The following is a 22,233-nucleotide window of genomic DNA, read 5'->3' on the forward strand; positions in this document are numbered from 1 at the left end:
CCGCGTCCGTGTCCAGGACCACCGAGCCCAGCCCGCCCACCTCCAGCCTCGCCCGCTCGTCGATGCGGTGGTGGCGCTTTGGCAGGCTTGCCCCATGGTGGACACCGATTTCGACGTGGACGCGTTCCTCGCCCGGCCGCTGACCGCGCGCATCGCCACACAGGGGCCGACGGTGCGCCCGGCCTGGTACCTGTGGGAGGACGGCGTGTTCTGGACTCTCACGGGCCCGTGGACGAAGCTGTACGACCGCGTGCGCGCCGACCCGGCGATCGTGCTCGTCGTGGACGTCTGCGACATCGGCAGCGGGGAGGTCCGCCAGGTCATCGCCCGGGGGAGCGCGGAACTGGTGCCGTTCGACACCGAGCGCGGCTACCGCAAGCTCAGCCGCTACCTCGGCGCGGAAGAGGCGCAGTGGGACCGGCGGTTCCGGAACTACCTGCGGGCCGACCCCGCGGAGTCCGGGACGATGTGGCTGCGGATGCGCCCGGACCGCCTCACCGCGAAGGACCTGAGCTACACCCCGGCCCCGTAAGGGCCCCGCCTCGCGTGGGGGAGTGGACGGGGGTCACCCGGGCCCTGGTCCGGCTCCGGGCGCATGCGGTCGGGGGCGGTCGACGAGCCCGGCGTCGTGGGCGAGGATCGCGGCCTGGACCCGGTTCGCGAGGCCGAGCCGGGTGAGGATCCGGTTCACCCTGCTCTTGACGGTGGCCTCGGTGACCCCCAGTGTCGCGGCGATCGCGACGTTCGGTTCGCCGCGCGCCAGCAGGGCCAGCACCTCCAGTTCGCGTGCGGTGAGCAGGCGGGCGGGGTCCGGTCCGGGCACGCGGCCGCCGTCCGCGGCGTCCCCCGGTCCGAGCCCGCGGCCGCCCTCCGCGGCGTCCCCCGCTGCCGGATGTCCCGAAGTCAGCGACGTCGGCAGACTCGCGAACGACCGGATGAGCCGCTGGGTGACCGATGGCGCGAGCATCGACTCCCCCTCCGCCACGACCGTGATCGCCTCGGTGAGCTTCTCGGGGCGGCTGTTCTTGAGCAGGAACCCCGCGGCACCCGCGCGCAGGGCCGCGTGAACGTACTCGTCCAGGTCGAATGTCGTCAGGATGAGGATGCGCGGGGGCGGCGGGTGCTGCCAGTCGGCCAGGATCCGCCTGCACGCCTCGACACCGGTCATCTCGGGCATGCGCACGTCCATGACGATCACGTCCGGGCGCAGTTCGTACGCCGCGGCGACCGCCTCGGCGCCGTCGGCGGCCTCGCCCAGTACCCGCATGCGGTCGCGGCGGTCGATGACCGCGCGCAGCGCCGCCCGCACCACGGCCTGGTCGTCGACCACCAGGACCCCGATTGGTTCGTTCACAGGTCCCCTGCCGGGTCGAGGGGGAACGTCGCCCGGAGCCGCCAGCCGCCGCCCGTTTCGGGACCGGAGGTCAGGGTCCCGGCGAAGATCCCGGTCCGTTCGCGCAGCCCGAGCAGTCCGAGGCCCGTGCCGTCGAAGCGTTCGCGTGTCCGCTCAGGGGGCCCGTTGACGACCTCGACGGACAGGGACGCGCCCGTGCGCAGCACGGTGACGGTGACATCGGCGGGCGCCGCGTGTTTGATCACGTTGGTGACCCCTTCCTGGACGACACGGTGGGCCGTTGTGCGCAGAGAGGCGGAGAGGTCGCCGAAGGGGCCTTTTGTCTCGACCACGACCGTGCATCCCGCTGCGCGGGCCGGTGCGACGAGCCGGTCCAACCGGTCGAGCGACGCCTCCGGGGCCGGCCCGGTGTCCGGCGCGCCGTTGGCCAGGAGGCCGAGGAGGCGGCGCATATCGCCGAGCGCGGTGTCGGCGGCGGTCGCGATCGTGCGCATCCCGTCGCGGACGGCATCGGGGTCGTCGGCGAGTTCGTCGTTGTTCGCGTGGGCGACGACGGCGATTCCGCTGATGTGGTGGGCGACGACATCGTGCAGGTCGTGGGCGATGCGGTTCCGCTCAGCGGCCAGGGCCCGCCGGGTGCTGAGTTCCCGTTCGGCCCGCAACTGCTCGGCGAGGCGACGCAGCCGCTCTGCGTCCTCCTGCATGCGGCGGCGGCTGTGTCCCAGCGTCCAGATGACGATGGGGAAGCCGAGCAGGATCACCGACTGGAGCAGGGCGGTGGGCGCCAGTCCCGGCCATGCGGCGGGGTCGGAGCCGAAGCGGCCCAGCGTGTCGGTGAGGATGAAGGCGCACAGCACACCCAAGCCGGCCAGTCCGACCGCCGTCCGGGCGTAGCGGGCCAGGGAGTAGAGCGCCACCGCGACGTAGAGCGGGGCGAGGGCGGCCACGGGTGAGGCGAGCGGGATCTGCGTCCACGTCCACGCGCCCAGGCTCACGAAGACGAACATGGCCGTCGGGTGGGTCGACCGCCAGATGAGCGCCAGGGGCGGCAGGCATATCAGTGCCACTGCGGCGACACCTGTTCCGACGGTCCCGTCGACCCCACCGGCCCCGTCGGTCCCACCTGTTCCGCCCGCTCCTTCCGGCGCGGTCGCCCACGACAGGAGCTGGATCGCCACCGCGCCGAAAGCGAGGACCAGGTCGCTCGGCCGGGGCCGTGCGGAGACGAACGCGTACGCCCTGGTGGCGAGCCCGCGTGCCGACGGGCCCTTCGGCGGCCGGCCGGAGGAGATCACCTCGGCCATCGGCCGCCCTTTCCACCCATGGTCCGAGGATAGGTCCTGCGCCGCCGGGATTCGAGGTCCGGAATGATGAGCTGCGCGCGAATATAAAGTTGCGCGGCCGCCGAATGAAGTCCCTACCTGTGAGTGACGCGCCGGGGTAGACCCGTTTTCTAGGCTCGTCCCACTATCCGCGAACGAGAATTCCCGGGGCACGGACGAGGATCACGGAAATCCTTTCGTTGAGTGCCGCCGGGTCGATTCTCGCTGTCGAATTCGGGGTCCTGCGATGAGTGTTGGACAGGTCGGCCGCGACTGGAATGAGCTGGGGGAGAGCGACCCTCTTTGGGCGGTCCTCACCGAACCGGGAAAGAAGAACAACCAATGGAGTGCGGCGGAACTTTTCGCCACCGGGTGCGCCCAGGTCGCCGAGGACATCGCGTGGGCCGATGGTCTCGGCATCACCATTCGCGGCGGCCGGGCATTGGATTTCGGTTGCGGGGTCGGTCGCCTCACGAATGCATTGGCGGGCCATTTCGATGAGGTGGTCGGCGTCGACATCGCCGAATCGATGCTGGCGCACGCCCGCCGACTCGACCGCAGCGGCGGACGCATTCGATACATTCACAACACGGCCGACGACCTGCGCTTTCTGGAGGACGGCGGGTTCGATCTCGTTTACACCGATCGGGTCATCCAGCACCTTCCCCCGAAATCCGGCCGAGCTTACCTCCGAGAATTGATGCGGGTCACCCGCCCGGGCGGCGCGCTCATCGTGGGGGTTCCCGATGGCGCGACGAGTTACGTGCGCGCGGCGCTCGCCGCACTCGCACCGAACCCCCTGCTCCGATCGTTCCAGCGCCGTGTCCTGCGGTTTCCGGCGCCCATGCGGATGCATGCCATCGGGCGGGCCGAGTTCGCCGACGTGATGACCAGGGCCGGGGGGACGCTGTGCGCGACACGGCCCTACGGCGCCGACCCCTGGTGGCGGCACGTCCGCCACCTGGTGGTGAAGGAGCCCCGGCACGCGGGAGAAGCGCTGGTGTGGGCTCGGCCCGACGGCCGATCCGGGGCCGTTGCCGGCCCCGCCGCCGACCCCGCCGCCGACCCCGCCGCCGACCCCGCCGCCGACCCCGCTGGGGCGCCGTCGGCGTAGTCGCCCGGCTGAGGGCGGTGAGGTGTGGGGCGGGGGTGCCGTCGGCCCCGCCGCACTGTGCGGCGGCCGGGACGGTCCGGGCCCGGCCGCCGGTGCCCTGTCGAGTCGTCGGCGGCGTTCAGGCGGGGCCGGGGAGCATGGAGTTCTCCAGGTCGGCCACAACGCGCCGCCAGTGACCGCGCTGCCGCTCGCGTTCTGCCGGGCCGGACATCCGCTCCTGGTGGAAGCCGATCGTGGTACCGCTCGGCGCGCGTGCCATCGTGACCTGGATGGTGGTCTCACGGCCGCCGCCTGCTGGGCGGTGGGTGAGGCGGATGCGCGTCCCCTCGTGGAATCCGCGCACCTCGCCGTTGGTTCCGTCGTCGGTCCGGTAGGCGGTGCCGCGTTCGCGGGAGAGGACGGCGCCCCGGCCGAGCCAGAGGGCGATCCCGTCCGGCCCGGTGAGGAAGCGCCAGACGGCCTCGGACGGCAGCGGGAGCGTGCGGGAGACGCCGATCTGGAATCCGGCGTCCTTGGTCAGTCCGGGTGGGCGGGTCATCCTCCGTTCCTCTCCGCAAGGTCGCGGCGGGCGCGTAGGGCCTGGACCTTGTGGCGGTTTCCGCAGCGCTCCATGGAGCACCAGCGGCGGCGTCCGGGCCGGGAGGTGTCGACGAAGATCAGCGCGCAGTTGTGCCCGCCGCATTCGCGGATCCGATCGGCGAAGTGGCCTGTGAGCAGGTCGATCGCGTCGCGGGCGATGGTCGACAGCACCTGGCCGCCGGACGCCGGCAGTGCCCAGGCGTGCGCCGAGTCGGCGGTGATCCGCGGGACGAGGGGCGGGTGGGCGGCGGTGCTGTTGATCTCGGCCAGGTCGCCGCCCGGATGGGGCTCCCCGTTGGCGGCCGCGGACGCGACACGCCACAGTGCGTCGCGCATGCGGCGGCCCGCCGCCAGTTCGCCGGTCGTGATGCGGACGTCGGCGGCGTCGAGGCCGAGACGGGATTGCGGGAGCCATCGGGCCAGGTCGTCGGGTTCGTACAGGATCTCGTAGCGGCGGCCCGCCGGGCTCGGCCCGCCGGTGGTGAGGAACTGAAGGCAGAGCGCCCCCGGATCGAAGGAGAACCGGGTGCCTTCCAGCGATTGGAGGGTCATCACCGTTGCCGTCGTTCGCATGTAACCAGTATAACTGGTTACAACAACATGGGGCCAGGCGAAGTCGGAGCCCCATCGGAGACTGGAGGACCAGATGGCTGTGCACTGGAAACTCGTCGTCGACTGTGCGGATCCGCTGGCGATCGCCGAATTCTGGGCGCAGGCGCTCGACTACGAGGTCGAGGACCACAGCGCGCTCATCGACCGGCTGCGCGGGGCCGGTGTGATCGAGGACGCCGCCTACACCGTGGTCGACGGGCGCAAGGCGTGGCTGCACGCCTCCGGGGTGCGCCACCCCGAGGACCCGGTCGACCCGGACACCGGGGTCGGCCTCGGCCGCCGGCTGCTCTTCAACGTGGTGCCGGAAGCCAAGCAGGTGAAGAACCGCCTGCACATCGATTTGCACTTCGATCCCGGGCAGCGCGACGCGCAGGTGCGGCGCCTCGAAGGGCTCGGCGCCAAGGCGGTGCAGGCCGTGGAGGAGCCCGGCAGTAGCCACGTCGTCATGTCCGACCCGGAGGGCAACGAGTTCTGCGTTCACTAGTGTGTTGCGGATCTCGGGCCTCGGACCTGGGGTCTGGGGTCTCGGTTCTGGGGTCTAGGGCGAGCCTTGTGGATCATAGTGTCGCGGCCCACGCCCAGCCGCCCTGACGCGAGTTCTCACCACGCCGTGTAGCGGGCGTGGGTGCCGAGAGCGTCCTTGTCCCCAGTGGACCTGGGCTGGGCTGCCGTTGAGCCTGCGCAGCAGCGTCGGCCGAAGCGGACGCTGAGGTTTCGCGACCAGATTGACCCCTGGGACGGGCCGGCGACGCGGGCATGTCTGCTGCGGGGTCCGCGGGGTCCGCAGGATCCGCGGAGGGCCGGGTCTGGCGGTCAAGGTGCGGGGTGTGTATCGGCCGTCGCTGCTGCGCAGGCTTTCCGGCAGCCTGGCTCCTGTCTCCTGGGGTCAGGGGCGCTCTCGCCCCAGACGTCTCCGGTCCAGACCGAGGGTTCAGGGCGGCCGGTGCTCGGGCCGCGGGTTTCCGAACGGACGGTGCTCAGGCCAGGTCCCCGGGCTTTCAGGCCACGTCCCTGGGTTTCAAGGCCAGGTCCCCGGGTTTTCAGACCTTTCAGTCCACGTCCCCGGGCTTGATGAGCGGTGCGTCCCGGGTGAACGCGCGGAACCCGGCGCTGTAGTACAGTCCGCGCGCCTGCGGGTGCCCCGGCGCGCCCAGGCAGGCGACCGTCATGTGAGCGGCCCCTGCCGCCCGCGCCAGCCGCATCCCGTGCAGCAGCATCGCCCGGCCCAGTCCTCGGCGCCGGTAGTCCGGATGCGTCCCGACCGGCTCGAACTCCGCCGTCTCGTTCGCGTCGTCGAGCCACATGATGGTCGATGACGCCATCGTCCCGTCCGGCGCCTCCACCAGGATGTGCAGGTCGCCGCGGTACGCCGCCGTCCCCCGGACACCCTGGTAGCTCTCCGCCGTGTACGTCGAGGGGGTCCAGGCGTCCACATGGGCCTGGACCGCGGCCTCCGGCCCGGCTTCGTCGGCGGTGCGGAACCGGAATCCGGCAGGCAGCGCCGGCTGCGCCACGTCGGTGAGGTCCCGCTCGTTGACCTGGATCCAGGACCCGGTGTCGCCGAGCGAGGCCGGGTCGGTCACGTAGCCGTGCGCCGCCCACCGCTTCAGCGCGAACCCGTCGGCGGCGCTCGGCAGGACCGTGCGCTCCATACCTGCCGCTGTGGCGTCGTACCAGTCGATCACCTCATCGACCAGCCCGGCGTGGTCGGGATGGACCTGGTACGCCAGATAGGCGCCGGTGACGTCCTTCACCGACCCGTCGTTGCGCCGCACCCGGTGCGGCAGGTGGGCCCAGCCCCACGCCACCAGGTCCCCGCCGGAGAACCACAGCCGACGCCGCCAGTTCGCGCCGCCGCCGATGTGCCCCTTGCCCCAGTTCCAGGCCAGCTCGCCGAACGCCGCGTCGCTGTTCACCAGGTCGGGGCGGGTGGCGGTGACGTGCTGCGCCAGGGACTGCATGAGCTGCACGTCCGCGGCGGTCAGGTGCTCGGGGTTCGCCATGGTGTGCGCCACTGTGTCAAGGCGCCGTAGCGCCGTCGACCCGTTTTCAGGGGGCGGGCTGCCTGTTTCAGGAGACGGCCTGCCCGGTGTCCGGGGCTGGGGCTGAGGCCGGAGCGGGGGCCGCGGCGGCGGTCTCGACGTCGGCGAGGCGGTTGAGGAAGTCGGCGATCGTGTCGAGTTGGGTCTTGTCGTAGTCGGCGAGGATCGCGGCGAGGCGCTGCAACCGTGGGGCGTTCTCCTGCTCCAGCAACTCGTTGTTGAGTGTCACCTCGACCTTGCGGCGGTCGTTGACGCACCGCGCCCGCTGGACGTAACCGGCCTGCTCAAGGCGGTCGATCACGCCGGTGATGGTGCCGGAGGAGCTGAGCCCGGCGAGCCGTCCCAGCTCGCCGGGGCTGAGCGGGCCGTGCAGGTGCAGCAGGTCGATGAAGCTCGCCTCGTACGTGCTCAGCGTCAGTCCCGCTTGGGCGCCCATTTCGTGGTCGAACCGGGCGGTCGCCGCCGCGTGGCGCAGCGCGGCGTTCTGGACCCGCACGCACAGCGCAGGTGACGCGTTTGTCATCGGCGATCCTCTCCTTTAACGTGTCGTCTGAACGACTTAGTCGTATAGACGACATAGTTCTTCCGGCGACCTTGTCGCCGTCCTGTCATTTTACGCCCGCGACTTGGAGCGCAGCGGTGACCGCTGAAACAACGACCGTCCCAACCACCTCCGACTCCGAGGCGCCGTACCCGCGCCGATGGGCCGCCATGATCGTGCTCATCCTGGCCTTCATGCTCGACCTGGTGAACGTCACCATCGTCAACGTCGGCCTCCCCGCCATCCAGCGCGACTTCGGGGCGAGCCCCACCCAACTGGAGTGGATCTCGGCGGCCTACCTGCTCGCCTTCGCCGCCGCCCTCATCACCTTCGCCCGGCTGGGCGACCTGTGGGGACGCAAGCGGGTCTTCCTGGCCGGGGTCGCCGCGTTCGCGGCGGCCGGAGTGTGGTCCGGCATCGCGCAGGGCCCGACGGAACTCATCGCCGCCCGCGCCGTGCAGGGTGTCGCGGCGGCGGCGCTCGCCCCGCAGGTCATGAGCAGCCTGTACGGCATGTTCCACGGGAGGGAGCGCGCCACCGTGTTCGGCGTGTTCGGCATCGTCGCCGGGTTGGCCCAGGCCGGCGGGCTGGTGCTGGGCGGGGTGCTCATCACCGCCGACATCGCCGGGCTGGGGTGGCGCACCATCTTCCTGGTGACCGTGCCCGCTGCCGTCGTGCTGGTCGCGGCGGGCGCCTGGCTGGTGCCGGAGAGCCGCGTGGCGGGTGGGTCGCGGCCGCGGTGGCTCGCCACGGGGGTGCTCACCGCCGCTCTGGTCGCGATCGTGTTCACACTGCTGGAAGGCCGCACCTACGGCTGGCCGGCCTGGATCTGGCTCGGCCTGGCGGCGGGCATCGCCGCGGTGGTGGGACTGGCCCTGGCCGAACACCGCCGCCCGGAGCGGCGGGCGGGCGCCCTGCTGCCGCTGGACCTCCTCCGGCGCCCCGTCGTCGCCTCGGGACTCGCGGTGCAGCTGCTCGCGTTCGCGGCGTTCAGCGGTTTCTTGCTGGTGTTCGTCCTGTGGTTGCAGGACGGGCAGGGCTACTCCGCCCTGGACGCCGGCATGGCCGCCATCGGCTTCTCGGCCGGAGGGCTCGCGATGGCGCCGTTCACCGGACGCCTCATTGTCCGGTTCGGCCGCCTCGTGACACTCGCCGGGTGCCTGCTGTCCGGAGCGGGCGCGCTCGGCGTCCTCGCCGCCGCGCACGCCGCGCCGCAGTCCGTCGGCGCGTGGACGCTGATCCCGGGGCTGTTCGTGATGGGCGCCGGAATGAACCTCGTCATGCCCTCGTTGAGCACGCTGTTCCTCAACGGGGTGCCGTCGGAGCACGCCGGGTCGGCGTCGGGCATCTGGAACACCAGCCAGCAGTTCGGCGCCGCGTTGGGCGTCGCGGGTGTCGGCACGGTCTTCTTCGCCGGACTGGACGCGGGTGGGCACGCGATGGCGTTCACCGCCAGCATGCTGGCGGTGGTGGCGGCGCTGCTCGTCAGCGCCGCCCTCTGCCTCACCCTGCCCGCCCGGACCGGGCCGCAGGACGCATAACGCGTGACGCGTGACCCCGCCTCGGACGTCGGGGGACGTCGGGGGACGCCCACCGCTGAGACGTCCCGGCCACCGAATTCGGTGGCCGGGACGTGGCGTCGGGATTCAGTCCTGGTCGGTGCGCTCCACCGGAAGCCGCTGAGCGGGGACCGGTGTAGGGGACTGCGCCGGGACCGAGACTGGGGCCGGGGACGACAGGAGGCTCTGCGAAGGCTGCCAGCGGGGGAGGAGCCCGCGGTCTCTGAGCGTGCAGATGGCGTCGCGCAGCCGCCGCGTCAGGTCCGCGTCCGGGGCGCTGGGCGGAGACGCGGGGATGCTGCCGCCTTGGCCGCCGTCCGCTTCCGGTCCGCCGTGTCTGCGGCTGCTGTTGCGGATCGCGGGGACGGCCTTCTGGGAGGTGTGCAGATCGCGGATCGCGGCCAGGCGCGCGCCGAGGGCGGCGATGCTGGTGGCGGTGATCAGCACGGGCAGGCCGGAGTCCAGGTGCTCGGGGAACAGGACCGCGCACAGGTAGGGGCGGCCGTGCTGGTCGTGGAACGCGCACACCTGGTAGTCGGTGAAGCGGGCGCGCAGCGCGGCGAGTTCCGCGCTCGGGTAGAGGTCGTAGGTCATGGCGGACTCACCGGCGGCGGAAGGGTGCACGGGGGCTGGTGCGCGTGGTGACCCAGCGGGTGTCGACCACACGACCGGGATTGCGGCGCTCGGCCGCCAGTTCGGCGGGAGCGATGTCCTCTCCGGCGACGCGCACGAGGATCCTGCTGCCGGGGGTGAGGGCGCCGTGGTTCTCCAACCAGTCGCGCAGGTGGTCCAGCAGCCCCATGAGAGCGGCCATGTCGTCGGCCGCCATGAAGTCGGACCCTTTGGCGATGTGCGTCATGTCCCTCGTGAACTCGCTGGGGACTCCGTTGTGGATGATGTCGACGCGAGTAACCTGCGCCCGCGCGGCCCATGGGACATGGGACGGGCCTTCCTTGGAAAGGTCATTTGACTTGGTATGGAGACGGACAACGTTCGTCATGTGTGCCTCGTTCGTTGGATTGGTTCACTGGCTGGTGAGACCATTCAACAGGTCGCCAGGTTTAATCCAACAGTGCCTGAACAGGTCATCTCTGAGCTATCAGTTCAACTCAACCGTCCAATCTCGTTCTTGAAGGACTAGCAAGGTTGAACGTTGACGCTTTATCGTTGAATGATGGGAGATCAGGCAAGGGCGCAGTGGGTTCGGTTCGGCCGGGAGCTTCGGAGGGTGCGCGCTCAGCAGGGCATGACGCAGCAACAGCTAGGAAAATCCGTCTCGGTGTCGTACGCCATGATCAGTGCAATTGAACGTGGAGTACGTGGAGCAAGACGGGATCTAGTGGAGCAAATCGACCACTTGCTCTCAACCAAAGGATCCCTGTTGCGCCTATGGGAGACGGTGGGTAGCAGTAGTGGCGGATTCCCGGACTGGTTCCGGAGCACTGCCGATCTAGAGCAGCGAGCTAGCGAGATCAAGACATCCCAGCCGCTTCTCATTCACGGACTTCTTCAGACGGAAGGCTATGCGCGCACGATTCTCCGCGATGGGCGCCCCACCGACACCGAGGCTGAAATTGACGAACTCGTCGCGGGACGGCTTGAACGGCAGGCTGTCATGGAACGAGATCGACCCCCGTCGTTTCTCATGGTGCTCGATGAGACCGCGGTTCGGCGACCCGTCGGCGGCCGTGAGATCATGAAAGCTCAACTCACCCGTGTGTTGGAAGCTTCCGAGCGTTCGCACGTCGTCGTGCAAGTACTGCCTCAGGCATCGGCGAACAACCCTGCGTTGAATGGGCCGTTTACGCTGATCACTGCTGAGGAAACCGAGATTCTGTACATGGAGACGCCGCTCTCAGGCACTGTGATCGATGCTCCTAGAATCGTCGGTCAGTACGGGCGCCTACTGGGTGATATCCGAGGTGTCGCGCTGCCTCCACGCGAGTCGCGGGTACTGATCGACACGGTACGAGGAGAGTACTCATGAGCCCCCACGCTCTCAACTGGCACACCTCCAGTTACAGCAATGCCTCAGGTGGTGAATGCGTCGAGGTCCTTGAGCACGCGGATGGTGCTGAGGTCCGCGACACCAGGCATCGGGACCTCGGGCGGCTGGCGTTCTCCTCGTCGGCGTGGGCCGGGTTCCTCACCTCGGTGAAGCGCGGGGAGCTGTAGCCGTCCCGCACGGCGTCACTCCTCCGCGCACGCCTTTGCGCGGCTGCGGAGGAGGGCGCGTTCGCGTTCGTTGCCCGTCAGGGACGCCGCGCGCTCGAACTCCGCCCTTGCCTCCCCGGTGCGGCCCAGCTTTGCCAGCAGGTCGCCGCGCACGCTCGGCAGCAGGTGGTACGCCTTGAGCGTGGGTTCGTCGGTCAGCGAGTCCACGAGTTCGAGCCCCACCAACGGCCCGAACGCCATCCCCAGCGCGACCGCCCGGTTCAGCTCAACGACCGGCGACGGCACACGCTGCACAAGCGCCGCGTACAGGGCCGCGATGCGCACCCAATCGGTGTCCTCCGGTGTGTTCGCACGCGCGTGACACGCGGCGATCGCGGCTTGCAGCGCATACGGCCCCGGCGGGCCGCCCAGCCGCTCGGCGCGCTCCAACCCGCTGAGGCCGCGCCCGATAAGCATCCGGTCCCAGCGGGCCCGGTCCTGGTCGAGGAGCAGCACCGGTTCACCGTCGGACCCCGCCCGGGCACGGGTCCGCGACGCCTGGAGTTCCATTAGCGCGACCAGGCCGTGCACCTCCGGCTCCGCCGGAACCAGCTCGGCGACGATCCGGCCGAGCCGCATCGCCTCCTCGCACAGCGCGGGCCGCATCCAGTCGTCACCGGACGTCGCCGCGTACCCCTCGTTGAACACCAGGTAGATCACTTCGAGGACGGAGGCCAGGCGTTCCTCGCGCTCGTCGCCCTGCGGCACCTCGAACGGGACGCCGGCCTCGGTGAGCGTCCGCTTGGCGCGCACGATCCGCTGGGCGATCGTGGGTTCGGCGGTGAGGTAGGCCCGCGCGATCTCCTTCGTGGTCAGGCCGCACAGCAGACGCAGGGTGAGCGCGACCCGCGCCTCGGTGGACAGCACAGGGTGGCAGGCGGTGAACACCAGCCGCAGCAGGTCGTCCTCGATGGTGTCGTCGAGGACCGCGTCGAAATCCGCCGTGCCCTGGTTCCCGTCCTCTTCGAGGGAGCGGCCGAGCTGGGCGTACTTGTCCTCCAGGCGCCTGTTCCGCCGGAACCCGTCGATCGCGCGGCGCTTGGAGATGGCCATGAGCCAGGCGCCGGGGTTGTCGGGGATACCGGAAGCGGGCCACTGCTCCAGCGCGGCGACAAGGGCGTCCTGCGCGAGTTCCTCGGCGAGGCCGATGTCGTTCACCATGCGCGAGAGACCGGCGATGATGCGCGCCTCCTCGATGCGCCACACCGCCTCGACCGCACGGTTGGTCCCGGTGGTCTCCACAACCACCCATCACAGCAGCGCAGCCCGCTCTCGTCCATCCCCGCACCGCCGGCGTTCCGGTGGGGTGTGTGGACGAGCGTGGTCCGCCGTAGCCCGCTGATCTCGACAAAGCTGTTCTCTCACCTGGGGGTGGGGTTTCGCCCCGTCCGAAACAACCGAGGGAACCGCTTCGTCAAGACCAGCGGTGCGCGCGGCTACCGTCCCGCGTTCTTGCGCTCCAGGTCCGCCCGCATGGCGTTTTGGCGGGCCGCCTCCTCCGGCGAAAGAGTCTCCTCCGGGAAGTCGGTGGTCTCGAAGACCTGGCGGATCTCGATCACGCCGCCCGGGCCCTGCTGCGGAGCGGGGCACCGGGAGGCCCACGCCACCGCCTCCTCCTTCGACTTCACCTGGATCAGCCAGAACCCGGCGACCAGCTCCTTGGACTCGGTGAAGGGGCCGTCGGTGACGCTGGGCTTTCCACCATCGAACGAGACGCGCGCCCCCGCGGAACTGGGGTGCAGGCCCTCACCGGCCAGCATGACCCCGGCCTTCACCATCTCCTCGTTGTACCGGCCCATCGCCTCGATCTCTTCCTTGGTGGGCATGACGCCCGCCTCGGAGTCCTCGTTCGACTTGATGATCATCATGAACCGCATTGCCATCACTCCATCGGTGAACCGAGTGCCTGATCGGCCGGTTCCGCCCGGCCTTTGCTGACGCGTCGAACGGGGCGGGGCCGGATCGACACGGGAGCGCGATTCTCTTCCGAATTTTTCTGGTTCCCATTATCGGTGCAGGTCACGCGGTATGTAAGGGGGTTCGGTCCCTGCCAAGGGTGGAATCGGCAAAAGCGGGTCAGCGGGCGGATCAGCGGGTGTCCCAGCCGGCGTCCGCCATGATCCGGGCGACGGTCTCGGCTTCGGTCGCGTCCGCCGCGATGACCTGCTCGCGCTCGCCGGGCAGCAGGTCGCCGGGGCGGTACCACTCGCGCATCTGCTCCTCGTCCACCTCGGCCGCCAGCGGGCGACCCGCATGGCGCCGCAGGGTCTCATCGAATCGCAGGTCGAAGTAGTAGCAGCGGCTGAGGCCCCGGTGGTCGTCGCACAACCGCTCCAGCATCGGGGCGTAGCGCTCGGCGTGCATGATGCCCTCGACCACCACGTGGTAGCTGCTGTCGAGCGCATAGCGCGCGACGTGGTCGATCAGCCCGATGTTCACTCCGCCGGGCACGTCCTTCTCCCGCAGGACCGTCCGCCTGATGTTGTCCTGCGCCACTACCGCGAGCCCGTACCCGTACCGCCCCCGAACGGCCTGGGCGACGGTGCTCTTGCCCGACGCGGAATTGCCCCGCAGCACGATGAGGCGCGTTTCCTCTGACCCGGTCGGCATCGGTCCAGACTAGGGACCGGCGGTCCCAGGCGCCGCCCGTCTGGGCAACCGGGCAGCCGGGCAGTCGGGTGGCCCCAGGCTCCGTCAGTCCGGTCGATTCGGGTGGGCGGTCGGTGGGCGAACATGTATTCGCTATCGTCGCGTTGTCCTCGGAGCCGGTGCCGCGCCACGGGTCCGGGGGATAACGTCAGTGGGGACGGTCGGCGGCCGGGCGCACTGACGGCGGACGTGCCCGGCACGGCGGTGACACCGCGAACGAGGAGGATGCTCCACGATGACCAGGCATGGCGACCCCCACGGCGCCGCTGCTGCGGCCCGCCTCGGCCGCAGCGTGCTGCTCATCGCGCACACCGGGCGCCCGGCCGCGCTGCGCAGCGCGCAACTGGTGCACCGCAGCCTCACGGACGCCGGAGTGACGGTGCGGCTGCTGGAGTCGGAGGCCGACGAGCTGAAGAGCGCAGGGTACGAGCTCGACCCCGTCGAGGTGGTGCCGGCCGACGCCCGCGCCGCGGCAGGGGTCGAGCTGGTCATGGTGCTCGGCGGCGACGGAACCCTGCTGCGCACCGCCGAACTGGTCCGCTCCGCCGGCGCCCCGCTGCTCGGGGTGAACCTCGGCCACGTGGGTTTCCTCGCCGAAGCCGAACGCGAGGACCTCAACGAGACGGTGCGGGCCGTGGTCGACCGCGAGTACGTGGTCGAGGAGCGCATGACGCTCGACGTCGCCGTCTACAACGGCGGCAGGTGCGGCCCCGAGCCGCCCGTGCGCACGTGGGCGCTGAACGAGGCCACGGTCGAGAAGGCCACCGCGCGGCGGATGCTGGAGATCGTCCTGGAGATCGACGACCGCCCGCTGTCGCGGTGGGGCTGCGACGGCGTGGTCTGCGCTACCCCCACCGGGTCGACCGCGCACGCCTTCTCCGCGGGCGGCCCCATCGTGTGGCCCGAGGTGGAGGCGCTGCTGGTGGTCCCCATCAGTGCCCACGCCCTTTTCGCGCGCCCGATCGTGGTGTCCACCGACGCCACCATCGCGCTGGAGGTCCTGCCCGACACGACCGATGGCGTGCTCTGGTGCGATGGACGCCGTATGGTCGAATTGCCGGCAGGTGCGCGAATTGAGGTTTCGCGTGGTGATATGCCGGTGCGGCTGGCCCGCTTGCAGCGGGCCCCGTTCACCGACCGCCTGGTCGCGAAGTTCGGCCTGCCCGTCGCCGGATGGCGGGGCCGCGCCGAGGCCGACCCTGAGGACGGGTGAGCCGCACCTCCGGCAGGGCGCGGGGGCCGGACGGTCCGGCGAGACGACAACGAGGCGTGCAGGCGCGGCGCCAACGTGGCGAAGCAGGAGAGGGTTCGGTGCTGGAAGAAGTCCGTATCCAGGGGCTCGGCGTCATCGATGACGCCGTGCTGGAACTGTCCCCGGGATTCACCGTTGTCACGGGTGAGACCGGTGCCGGCAAGACCATGGTCGTCACGGGGCTCGGCCTGCTCTTCGGGGGGCGCGCCGACCCGCAGCGGGTCCGCCCCGGGGCCGAGCGCGCGGTGGTCGAGGGCCGCCTCACCGTCCCCCGCGAGGGCAAGGTCGCCGAGCGGGTCGCCGAAGCAGGCGGCGAACTGGACGAGGACGTCCTCATCCTCACCCGCAGCGTCTCCGCCGAGGGCAGGTCCAAGGCGACGCTGGGCGGCCGGTCCGCGCCGGTGAGCGTCCTCGCCTACCTCGCCGACGACCTGGTCGCCGTCCACGGGCAGTCCGACCAGCAGCGGCTGCTGCGCCCGGAGCGGCAGCGGGCCGCGCTCGACCGCTACGCGGGGGAGGCGCTGACCAAGGCGTTCAACACCTACAGCGCGGCCTACCGGCGGCACCGCGAGGTCGCCGCCGAGCTGGCCGAGATCACCACCCGGGCGCGCGAACGCGCTCAGGAGGCCGACATGCTGCGGTTCGGCATGGAGGAGATCAACGCGGCCGAGCCGCTTGCGGGGGAGGACACCGACCTCCTCGCAGAGGAGACCAAGCTCGCGCACGCCGATTCCCTGCGCGTCGCCGCCACCACCGCCCACGAGGCGCTGACCGGCGACCCCGCGGCCGACATGCAGGCCGACGTGGTCGGCCTGCTCGCCGCCGCGCGCGGGGCGCTCACCGGCGTCCGCGAGCACGACCCCGCGCTCGCCGTGGTGGCCGACCGGCTCGACGAGGTGTCCTACTCCCTCGCCGACGCGGCGGCCGAACTCGCCTCCTACGGCGAGTCGGTCGAGGCCGACCCCGCCCGGCTGGCCGTGGTCCAGGAACGGCGGGCGCTCCTCACCCAGCTCGCCCGCAAGTACGGCGAATCCGTCGACGACGTGCTCGCCTGGGCCGAGGACGCCGCAAAGCGCCTCATCGAACTCGACGGCGACGACGAGCGGATCGACGCGCTGACCGACGAGGAGGAGCAGCTCCGGGCGGCCCTCACCGAGTCGGCCGACGCCCTCACCGCCATCCGCAACGACGCGGCCGAGACCTTCGGCACCGCCGTCACCGAGGAGCTGACCGCGCTGGCGATGCCGCACGCGCGGGTCAGCGTCCGGGTGACCACCGGCGAGGACTTCGGCCCGCACGGGCGCGACGACATCGAGCTGCTGCTCGCCGCGCACCCCAGCGCCCCGCCGCTGGCCCTGAACAAGGGGGCGTCGGGCGGTGAGCTGTCGCGGGTGATGCTCGCCATCGAGGTCGTCTTCGCGGGGGCCGACCCCGTGCCGACCTTCGTTTTCGACGAGGTCGACGCGGGGGTGGGCGGCAAGGCCGCCGTGGAGATCGGCCGCCGCCTGGCGCGGCTGGCGCGGCGCGCCCAGGTCGTGGTGGTCACGCACCTGCCGCAGGTCGCCGCGTTCGCCGACGCGCACCTGCTCGTGGAGAAGTCCAGCGACGGCATCGTCACCGAGAGCGGGGTGATCCGCCTGGACCAGGACGGCAGGGTCCGTGAGCTGTCGCGGATGCTCGCCGGGCTGGAGGACTCCGAACTGGGCCGGGCCCACGCGGAGGAACTCCTCACCATCGCCTCCGCCGAACACGCCCACGAGGGCTGACAGCGCGGGCCCGCCCGCCGACCCCCGGGCGGTCGGGTCGTTGCCGCCTCCTGCGGTCGCCCCGGCACCTCCGGCGACGGCTCACACGGGGCATGCGCCACCTCTGCCGATTCGAGGCGGGGGCGCCACTGCTCTCGGCCGCGCTTTCCGTCGAGGACGATGACGATCCGTCGCGGCGGGCGATCCGGGCGGATTCCCTCTGAGGGGGGAGGGTGGTCCATCCGCAGCGTGATTCGCTGCGGGGATCCGGAACGCGAGAGTCGGTGGCATGGACACCGACACGCGACAACCGAACACCGCCGGCACGGGCGCGCGCCCCGACGCCCCGGCGCCCGCCTGGGCGCGCCTCGCGGCACCGCTCGCGGCGTGCTGGGCTGCGATCTACGGCGCGGTGCGCCTGTACTGGGCGGCGACCGGCCTGCCGGATTTTCCGCCGATCGGCTCCGACCTGGTGTTCTTCGAGGGCGCGGGCGGCGTGGTGCTGTGCGGGTGCGCCGTGCTCATCGCCGGCGTTCTCAGCGCGCCGCGGCTGCCCCGCCGGGCGACCAGGGTGCTCATCCTCGCCGGTGTACCGATCGCGGCGACGCTGGTCGCGATGTGCGCGCTGCTGATGCTCGACATCGCGGGGCTCCTGTTCGGGCTGGGTGTCTCCACGGCCCTCCTCCCGATGGGCAGCCGGTTGGGCTGCCTCGCCGTCGCGCTGCTGCTCACAGCGGCCCTGGTCGCGGCGCACCGTCGGATCCGTCCTGTGTGCGCGTACTGCGGCCGGGCGCCGCACGCGGCGGAACCCGAACCCGGTGCCGTCCCCCGGTGGGCGTTCGCCGCCGCCTACCTCGCCGCCGCGAGTTTCGCGCTGCGCATCGCGGCGGAGGTCGCGGCGGTGTCCGGCGGGGCGCAGGGCCCTCTCACGGCGGGTGCGGGCGGCGACCTCGCGACCCTGGCGGCAGGGTCCGCGTTCCTCGCCGGGGCGGTGATGGCGGGGACGGTGCTGCCCCTCGCGCAGGTGCACCGCTGGGGCCGGGTGTGGCCGCGGTGGGTGCTCCCGCTGGCGGGGCGCGCGGTGCCGCGGTGGCTGGTCCTCGGACCGGGACTGGTGATCGGGATCGGGCTGGTCAGCTACTTCGGCTACGCGCAGGTCGAGATGGTGGCGGCCGCGATCACGGGAACCGGTGGGTTCGCGTCCTTCGGCGGCTACGGCACCGCGTTCTTCTGGACCGCGGTCCCCGCGTACCTGATGTGGGGCGCAGGGCTGAGCGTCGCGGCGGCGTCCTACGGGATCCGCACCCGCCCGCGGTGCGGCCACTGCGGGCGCGGTAAGCGCGGTATGCCCGAATCGACCGGTGATCACTCAGAGTGAACACGCCGATATGTTCGGTGATGCGCCGATCGCGCACGGTGCGCTGGCAGGATGCGCGGTATGAAGGTCGCAACCGCGCTACGAGCACGAATGCCCAGGCTGCGCCGCTCGAAAGAGGGCGGACCGCCCGGCGTGACCGCGCACGTCCGCGTCGACCGGCGCGGCCGGATCCACCCGCACCGGCTGCGGTCCGGCGACATCGCGGTCATCGACCGCCTGGACATCGACCTGCCGACCGCCGAGGTACTGCTGGACCGCGGCGTCGCCGCGGTCGTGAACGCCTCGGCGAGCATCAGCGGGCGCCACCCCACCCTCGGGGCGCAGCGCATCGTCGCGGCCGGAATCCCCCTCGTGGACGAGGTGGGGCCCGAAGTGTTCGCCCTGGTACGGGACGGTGAACGGCTGCGACTGCACGGCGGGGCCCTGTACCGCGACGAGGGGATCGTCTCCACCGGTGTCCAGCAGGACGCCGGCCGGGTCGCCGCGGCCCTCGCCGCGGCGCGCGACCGGCTGCCCGCGCAGCTGGCGGCATACGCCGCCGAAAGCGCCGACTACCTGCGCCGGGAGCACGGGCTGCTGCTGGACGGCGTCGGCCTGCCCGCCGTCGAGACCGCGATGGAGGGCCGGCCGGTCCTCGTCGTCGTACGCGGGCCCCGCCACCGCGACGACCTCGCCGCGCTGCGCGCCTACCTGCGCGACCAGCGCCCCGTCCTCGTGGGCGTCGACGGCGGCGCCGACACGCTCCGCGACGCCGGTTACCGCCCCGACCTCGTCGTCGGCGACCTCGGCCAGGTCTCCGACGACGCGCTCACCGACGGCGCGGAGCTGGTCGTGCGCGCCGACCGCGACAGCAGGCCGCGCGGCCTCCTGAGGGCCCGCGCACTCGGGCGCGACGCCGTGGTCTTCGCCACCAGCGGGAGCGGGGCGGACGCCGCGCTGCTGCTCGCCGACGCCGCGGGCGCGTCGCTCGTCGTCGTCGCCGGTGCGCACACGCGCCTGGAGGACCTGTTCGACAAGGGCCGCACCGCTGCGGCGGGCAGCCACCTGACCCGGCTCGGGCTCGGCACGACCGTGGTCGACGCGCGGTCCGTCGCCCTGCTGTACCGGCGCCGCATCTCCCCGTGGACCCTGCTCGCGCCGGTCGCGGCGGCCCTGGCCGTGATCGCGGTCGCCCTCGCTGTGACGCCGCAGGGCGGGGTGCCCATGGACCTGCTCGCGGAGCGGCTGGCCGCCGCCCGGTCGTGGCTGAGCGGATGAGGCGCATGGTCGACTTCCGCTATCACCTGGTGTCCATCGTCGCCGTGTTCCTCGCCCTGGCGGTGGGGGTGGCGCTGGGCGCCACGGTCCTCGGGACCCCGCTGCTGCACACGCTGCGCGCGGAGGACACCCCGGTACCGGCGGAGCCGGCGGCGGCCGACCGGGACGGCGACCTCGCCCGGCGCCTGCACAAGGGCGGTGAAGGGGTCGTCGACGCCTACGCGGCGGAGATGCTCGCCGGCCGGCTCGACGGCGCCAAGGTCGTCGTCGTGGAGGCGCCCAACGCGGACCCGGCCCAGCGCAAGGACGCGACAGCACGGATCGAGCAGGCCGGGGGGACGGTCGCCGGGCGGCTGCTGCTCGCCGGGAAGTTCACCGACCCCGAGGAGGCGTCGTTCGTCGGCGGGCTCGCCGACCGCGTCGCCCCCGAGGACTCGCGTGCCGAGGGCGGCCCGTACGAGAAGGCGGGGACCCAGCTCGCGAAGGCGCTCCTGGTTCCGGCGCCCGACAGCGCCGAAGCCGAGGAGGAGTCGGCCGCGCCCGGGAGCAAGGGCGCGGAGTCCGAGGGTTCCGCGCGTGCGTCGGGCGACGGGGGAGCGGCCGAAGGGCCGCGCGCGGACGAGGGAGACGAGGGAGCGGAGACCGGATCGTCCGCGCAGGAGCCCGATGGCGGCGACGGGGCCGCGGAACCGAGCGCGGAAGCGGGTGCGGAGTCCGGGGCGTCCCCGGGGGCGCCGGCGCCGCTCCCGGAGGTGGCGCCGCGGCCCGGCGCCCCGGCCGGCGGGTCCGGCGCCGCCGCCGTCCTCGCCGCCTACTCCGACGCCGGGCTGGTGACGGGCCGCGCGCCGGAGGGCAAGGCCGACGTCGCCCTCGTCATCGGACCGGCCGATCCGCTCCCGACAGCTGACGGCAACGCCTCGGTCCTGGCGCTGACCCGGGCCATGAGCACGCGGTCGGGCGGCGCGGTGCTGGCGGGTGACACCGCCTCGGCCGGGCCGGGCGGCCTGGTCGCGCAGGCGCGCGCGGGGGAGACCGGGTTCTCCACCGTGGACACCCTGGGCACCGTCTCGGGCGGGGTGGTGGGCGTCCTCGCGCTCGCCGACGCGCTGGAGCGGCGCAGCGGCCACTACGGGGTGGCCGACGGCGCCACCCGCCCGCTGCCGGACCCGGTGCCGGGTCCGCGCGACACCGAGGGGGACGAGGTGCGCCCCGAGCCCGACTGAACCGCCGCGGCCGGGGCAGTGGGGCGGGGGTCCGGTCCGGTCGGCGGAAGGGGGTGACGCGTCCCGAGTGAGTGGTTCCCCACACTCTGGTGAGGCAATACATCACTTCCAGCAATCCACATCAACGCGCATGGATGGCATGATGGACGGGGATCGCGCATGTGCCGCTTCACGCTGCGATGTGCGGACCCTGTAAAAACGTGAGGGGAGTATCCCTTTTCGCGGCGGTGCCGTCATCACGGTGCGCACACAGTGCGGACCCGGTGCCGCCGGCCTATCCGGTCCGGATGGGCGGGAGAGACCTCCGGTTCGTAATCCATGCCCCACTCGCCTGTGCTGGGTTTGGCAAGACCGGAGGAGAGTTCGTACATGGATGTTCCCCTGTGGGTGTGGCTCGCGACCATCGGAGCGATGATCGCCATCCTCGCGATCGACCTCGCGATCGTCGACCACCCGTGGAGTAAGAAGAGCGGCCCGAAAGAATTCGGGGTCAAGCAGGCCGGCTGGTGGGCGGCCTTCTATATCGGCATCGCCATCATCTTCGGATTCGGTGTCTGGTACTTCGGCGGGAGCACGGCGGCGGGCGAGTACTTCGCCGGGTTCGTCACCGAGAAGAGCCTCAGCGTCGACAACCTCTTCATCTTCTACCTGATCATCGGCAGTTTCGCGGTGCCGAAGAAGTACCAGCACGAGGTGCTGCTGGTCGGCATCGTCATCGCCCTGGTCATGCGCGGCATCTTCATCGCCATCGGCGCCCAGGCCATCAACGCCTGGAGCGAGGTCTTCTACCTGTTCGGCGCGTTCCTCATCTACACCGCGGTGAAGATCGTCTACGACCACGTCAAGCAGGACGACGGCGACCAGGACTTCACCGACTCCTTCGCGGTGCGCATGGTGAAGAAGGTGTGGCCGGTCACCGACGACTATCACGGCGCCCACCTGACGGTCGTGCAGAACGGCAAGCGCTACGTCACCCCGATGCTCATGGTCATCGTCGCCATCGGTGTCACCGACCTGGTGTTCGCCGTCGACTCCATCCCCGCGATCTTCGGCCTGACCCAGGACGCCTACATCGTCTTCACCGCCAACGCGTTCGCACTGCTGGGCCTGCGCCAGCTGTACTTCCTCCTCGCCGGCCTCATGGACAAACTCGCCTACATCAGCTGGGGCCTCGCGGTCATCATGGTGTTCATCGGCATCAAGATGCTCCTGCACGCCCTCCACGAGAACGGTGTGCACGTCCCCGAGGTGAGCATCGGGATGTCGTTGACCGTCATCATCGGCGTCATGGTCGTGACCATCGTCGCGAGCCTGCTGAAGGCGCGCTACGACGGCAAGAAGGCGGAGTCGGTCGACGCCGGGAAGTAGCCGCCCTCGAACGACTGTTCGGGT

The 22,233-nt window shown here is 71.4% G+C and carries 23 protein-coding genes; 12 read left to right on the forward strand and 11 right to left on the reverse strand.

Features of this window, described 5'->3' with window-relative positions; translation table 11 throughout:
• The first annotated feature begins 94 nt into the window (after positions 1–94).
• Positions 95–532, forward strand: a complete 438-nt coding sequence (locus CLV63_RS23855) for a pyridoxamine 5'-phosphate oxidase family protein (protein WP_106585430.1) — start codon at positions 95–97, stop codon at positions 530–532.
• 33 nt (positions 533–565) lie between these two features.
• Here CLV63_RS23855 and CLV63_RS23860 read toward each other — a convergent pair whose 3' ends face one another.
• On the reverse strand, positions 566–1,354 hold the full coding sequence (locus tag CLV63_RS23860; RefSeq protein ID WP_245929012.1) for a response regulator transcription factor: 789 nt from the start codon (positions 1,352–1,354) through the stop codon (positions 566–568).
• Entirely contained in the window at positions 1,351–2,658 is a 1,308-nt protein-coding gene (locus CLV63_RS23865) for a sensor histidine kinase (protein ID WP_106585431.1), read from the reverse strand. Before CLV63_RS23865 ends, CLV63_RS23860 begins: the two co-directional genes overlap by 4 nt.
• A 265-nt stretch (positions 2,659–2,923) precedes the next feature.
• On the opposite strand from CLV63_RS23865, the gene CLV63_RS23870 reads away from it, so the two are divergent.
• Positions 2,924–3,790 carry a methyltransferase domain-containing protein gene (locus CLV63_RS23870; protein WP_106585432.1) on the forward strand — a complete coding sequence of 289 codons (867 nt, stop codon included), beginning with the start codon at positions 2,924–2,926 and terminating at the stop codon, positions 3,788–3,790.
• Positions 3,791–3,908: 118 nt separating this feature from the next.
• On the opposite strand, the gene CLV63_RS23875 is transcribed toward CLV63_RS23870, so the two are convergent.
• Positions 3,909–4,328, reverse strand: a complete 420-nt coding sequence (locus tag CLV63_RS23875; protein ID WP_106585433.1) for an SRPBCC domain-containing protein — start codon at positions 4,326–4,328, stop codon at positions 3,909–3,911.
• Entirely contained in the window at positions 4,325–4,942 is a 618-nt protein-coding gene (locus CLV63_RS23880; RefSeq protein ID WP_106585434.1) for a CGNR zinc finger domain-containing protein, read from the reverse strand. The genes CLV63_RS23875 and CLV63_RS23880 overlap by 4 nt, the downstream gene beginning before the upstream one ends.
• A gap of 73 nt (positions 4,943–5,015) precedes the next feature.
• Between CLV63_RS23880 and CLV63_RS23885 the strand changes: the two genes are divergently transcribed.
• Complete coding sequence (locus CLV63_RS23885; protein WP_106585435.1) at positions 5,016–5,465, forward strand: VOC family protein; 450 nt, start codon at positions 5,016–5,018, stop codon at positions 5,463–5,465.
• A gap of 565 nt (positions 5,466–6,030) precedes the next feature.
• Here the strand turns inward: CLV63_RS23885 and CLV63_RS23890 are convergent.
• The gene (locus CLV63_RS23890; protein WP_106585535.1) at positions 6,031–6,984 is read right to left on the reverse strand and encodes a GNAT family N-acetyltransferase; all 954 of its coding nucleotides are present in this window, start codon (positions 6,982–6,984) and stop codon (positions 6,031–6,033) included.
• Between the two features lie 67 nt (positions 6,985–7,051).
• Entirely contained in the window at positions 7,052–7,546 is a 495-nt protein-coding gene (locus tag CLV63_RS23895) for a MarR family winged helix-turn-helix transcriptional regulator (protein ID WP_106585436.1), read from the reverse strand.
• Positions 7,547–7,662: 116 nt separating this feature from the next.
• On the opposite strand from CLV63_RS23895, the gene CLV63_RS23900 reads away from it, so the two are divergent.
• Entirely contained in the window at positions 7,663–9,105 is a 1,443-nt protein-coding gene (locus CLV63_RS23900; RefSeq protein WP_106585437.1) for an MFS transporter, read from the forward strand.
• A gap of 105 nt (positions 9,106–9,210) precedes the next feature.
• Here CLV63_RS23900 and CLV63_RS23905 read toward each other — a convergent pair whose 3' ends face one another.
• A complete protein-coding gene (locus CLV63_RS23905) occupies positions 9,211–9,717 on the reverse strand; it encodes a hypothetical protein (RefSeq protein ID WP_106585438.1) in 507 nt (168 codons plus the stop codon).
• Between the two features lie 7 nt (positions 9,718–9,724).
• Complete coding sequence (locus tag CLV63_RS33280; protein ID WP_146165648.1) at positions 9,725–10,123, reverse strand: hypothetical protein; 399 nt, start codon at positions 10,121–10,123, stop codon at positions 9,725–9,727.
• A 174-nt stretch (positions 10,124–10,297) separates the two neighbouring features.
• Here CLV63_RS33280 and CLV63_RS23915 point away from each other — a divergent pair, with 174 nt between their 5' ends.
• Positions 10,298–11,110: a helix-turn-helix domain-containing protein gene (locus CLV63_RS23915; protein ID WP_281260757.1), complete on the forward strand. Its 813-nt coding sequence runs from the start codon at positions 10,298–10,300 to the stop codon at positions 11,108–11,110.
• Positions 11,107–11,298: a DUF397 domain-containing protein gene (locus CLV63_RS23920; RefSeq protein WP_106585441.1), complete on the forward strand. Its 192-nt coding sequence runs from the start codon at positions 11,107–11,109 to the stop codon at positions 11,296–11,298. Before CLV63_RS23915 ends, CLV63_RS23920 begins: the two co-directional genes overlap by 4 nt.
• 15 nt (positions 11,299–11,313) lie before the next feature.
• Here the strand turns inward: CLV63_RS23920 and CLV63_RS23925 are convergent, their stop codons facing one another.
• The 3 genes from CLV63_RS23925 to CLV63_RS23935 all read right to left on the reverse strand — a co-directional run bounded on the left by CLV63_RS23925 (position 11,314) and on the right by CLV63_RS23935 (position 13,947).
• Positions 11,314–12,579 (reverse strand): RNA polymerase sigma factor, encoded by a 1,266-nt coding sequence (locus CLV63_RS23925; RefSeq protein ID WP_106585442.1) that lies wholly within the window; start codon positions 12,577–12,579, stop codon positions 11,314–11,316.
• 194 nt (positions 12,580–12,773) lie between these two features.
• Positions 12,774–13,220 (reverse strand): YciI family protein, encoded by a 447-nt coding sequence (locus CLV63_RS23930; protein ID WP_245929014.1) that lies wholly within the window; start codon positions 13,218–13,220, stop codon positions 12,774–12,776.
• A 205-nt stretch (positions 13,221–13,425) separates the two neighbouring features.
• The gene (locus CLV63_RS23935; protein WP_106585444.1) at positions 13,426–13,947 is read right to left on the reverse strand and encodes an AAA family ATPase; all 522 of its coding nucleotides are present in this window, start codon (positions 13,945–13,947) and stop codon (positions 13,426–13,428) included.
• A 274-nt stretch (positions 13,948–14,221) separates the two neighbouring features.
• Between CLV63_RS23935 and CLV63_RS23940 the strand changes: the two genes are divergently transcribed.
• The 6 genes from CLV63_RS23940 (at position 14,222) to CLV63_RS23965 (ending at position 22,209) form a co-directional block, all read left to right on the forward strand.
• Entirely contained in the window at positions 14,222–15,199 is a 978-nt protein-coding gene (locus CLV63_RS23940; protein WP_106585445.1) for an NAD kinase, read from the forward strand.
• A gap of 98 nt (positions 15,200–15,297) precedes the next feature.
• Positions 15,298–17,004, forward strand: coding sequence for a DNA repair protein RecN (gene recN / locus CLV63_RS23945; protein ID WP_106585446.1), 1,707 nt, complete (start codon positions 15,298–15,300; stop codon positions 17,002–17,004).
• Positions 17,005–17,272: 268 nt separating this feature from the next.
• A complete protein-coding gene (locus tag CLV63_RS23950) occupies positions 17,273–18,361 on the forward strand; it encodes a hypothetical protein (protein ID WP_106585447.1) in 1,089 nt (362 codons plus the stop codon).
• A gap of 90 nt (positions 18,362–18,451) precedes the next feature.
• Positions 18,452–19,618 carry a putative cytokinetic ring protein SteA gene (steA, locus tag CLV63_RS23955; protein WP_245929015.1) on the forward strand — a complete coding sequence of 389 codons (1,167 nt, stop codon included), beginning with the start codon at positions 18,452–18,454 and terminating at the stop codon, positions 19,616–19,618.
• A gap of 5 nt (positions 19,619–19,623) precedes the next feature.
• On the forward strand, positions 19,624–20,841 hold the full coding sequence (locus CLV63_RS23960) for a copper transporter (RefSeq protein ID WP_170134309.1): 1,218 nt from the start codon (positions 19,624–19,626) through the stop codon (positions 20,839–20,841).
• Between the two features lie 369 nt (positions 20,842–21,210).
• A complete protein-coding gene (locus CLV63_RS23965) occupies positions 21,211–22,209 on the forward strand; it encodes a TerC family protein (RefSeq protein ID WP_106585450.1) in 999 nt (332 codons plus the stop codon).
• The last annotated feature ends 24 nt before the right edge of the window (positions 22,210–22,233 follow it).

Origin of the sequence: Murinocardiopsis flavida (genome assembly GCF_003014485.1) — a bacterium.
Lineage (GTDB): Bacteria > Actinomycetota > Actinomycetes > Streptosporangiales > Streptosporangiaceae > Murinocardiopsis > Murinocardiopsis flavida.

Bases quoted from the DNA above. Each gene is read 5' to 3' on its own strand.
- CLV63_RS23855 (WP_106585430.1), top strand. From the start codon at position 95: ATGGTGGACACCGATTTCGACGTGGACGCGTTCCTCGCCCGGCCGCTG.
- CLV63_RS23865 (WP_106585431.1), bottom strand. From the start codon at position 2,658: ATGGCCGAGGTGATCTCCTCCGGCCGGCCGCCGAAGGGCCCGTCGGCA.
- CLV63_RS23870 (WP_106585432.1), top strand. From the start codon at position 2,924: ATGAGTGTTGGACAGGTCGGCCGCGACTGGAATGAGCTGGGGGAGAGC.
- CLV63_RS23875 (WP_106585433.1), bottom strand. From the start codon at position 4,328: ATGACCCGCCCACCCGGACTGACCAAGGACGCCGGATTCCAGATCGGC.
- CLV63_RS23880 (WP_106585434.1), bottom strand. From the start codon at position 4,942: ATGCGAACGACGGCAACGGTGATGACCCTCCAATCGCTGGAAGGCACC.
- CLV63_RS23885 (WP_106585435.1), top strand. From the start codon at position 5,016: ATGGCTGTGCACTGGAAACTCGTCGTCGACTGTGCGGATCCGCTGGCG.
- CLV63_RS23890 (WP_106585535.1), bottom strand. From the start codon at position 6,984: ATGGCGAACCCCGAGCACCTGACCGCCGCGGACGTGCAGCTCATGCAG.
- CLV63_RS23895 (WP_106585436.1), bottom strand. From the start codon at position 7,546: ATGACAAACGCGTCACCTGCGCTGTGCGTGCGGGTCCAGAACGCCGCG.
- CLV63_RS23905 (WP_106585438.1), bottom strand. From the start codon at position 9,717: ATGACCTACGACCTCTACCCGAGCGCGGAACTCGCCGCGCTGCGCGCC.
- CLV63_RS33280 (WP_146165648.1), bottom strand. From the start codon at position 10,123: ATGACGAACGTTGTCCGTCTCCATACCAAGTCAAATGACCTTTCCAAG.
- CLV63_RS23915 (WP_281260757.1), top strand. From the start codon at position 10,298: ATGGGAGATCAGGCAAGGGCGCAGTGGGTTCGGTTCGGCCGGGAGCTT.
- CLV63_RS23920 (WP_106585441.1), top strand. From the start codon at position 11,107: ATGAGCCCCCACGCTCTCAACTGGCACACCTCCAGTTACAGCAATGCC.
- CLV63_RS23930 (WP_245929014.1), bottom strand. From the start codon at position 13,220: ATGGCAATGCGGTTCATGATGATCATCAAGTCGAACGAGGACTCCGAG.
- CLV63_RS23935 (WP_106585444.1), bottom strand. From the start codon at position 13,947: ATGCCGACCGGGTCAGAGGAAACGCGCCTCATCGTGCTGCGGGGCAAT.
- CLV63_RS23940 (WP_106585445.1), top strand. From the start codon at position 14,222: ATGACCAGGCATGGCGACCCCCACGGCGCCGCTGCTGCGGCCCGCCTC.
- CLV63_RS23950 (WP_106585447.1), top strand. From the start codon at position 17,273: ATGGACACCGACACGCGACAACCGAACACCGCCGGCACGGGCGCGCGC.
- steA (WP_245929015.1), top strand. From the start codon at position 18,452: ATGCCCAGGCTGCGCCGCTCGAAAGAGGGCGGACCGCCCGGCGTGACC.
- CLV63_RS23960 (WP_170134309.1), top strand. From the start codon at position 19,624: ATGGTCGACTTCCGCTATCACCTGGTGTCCATCGTCGCCGTGTTCCTC.
- CLV63_RS23965 (WP_106585450.1), top strand. From the start codon at position 21,211: ATGGATGTTCCCCTGTGGGTGTGGCTCGCGACCATCGGAGCGATGATC.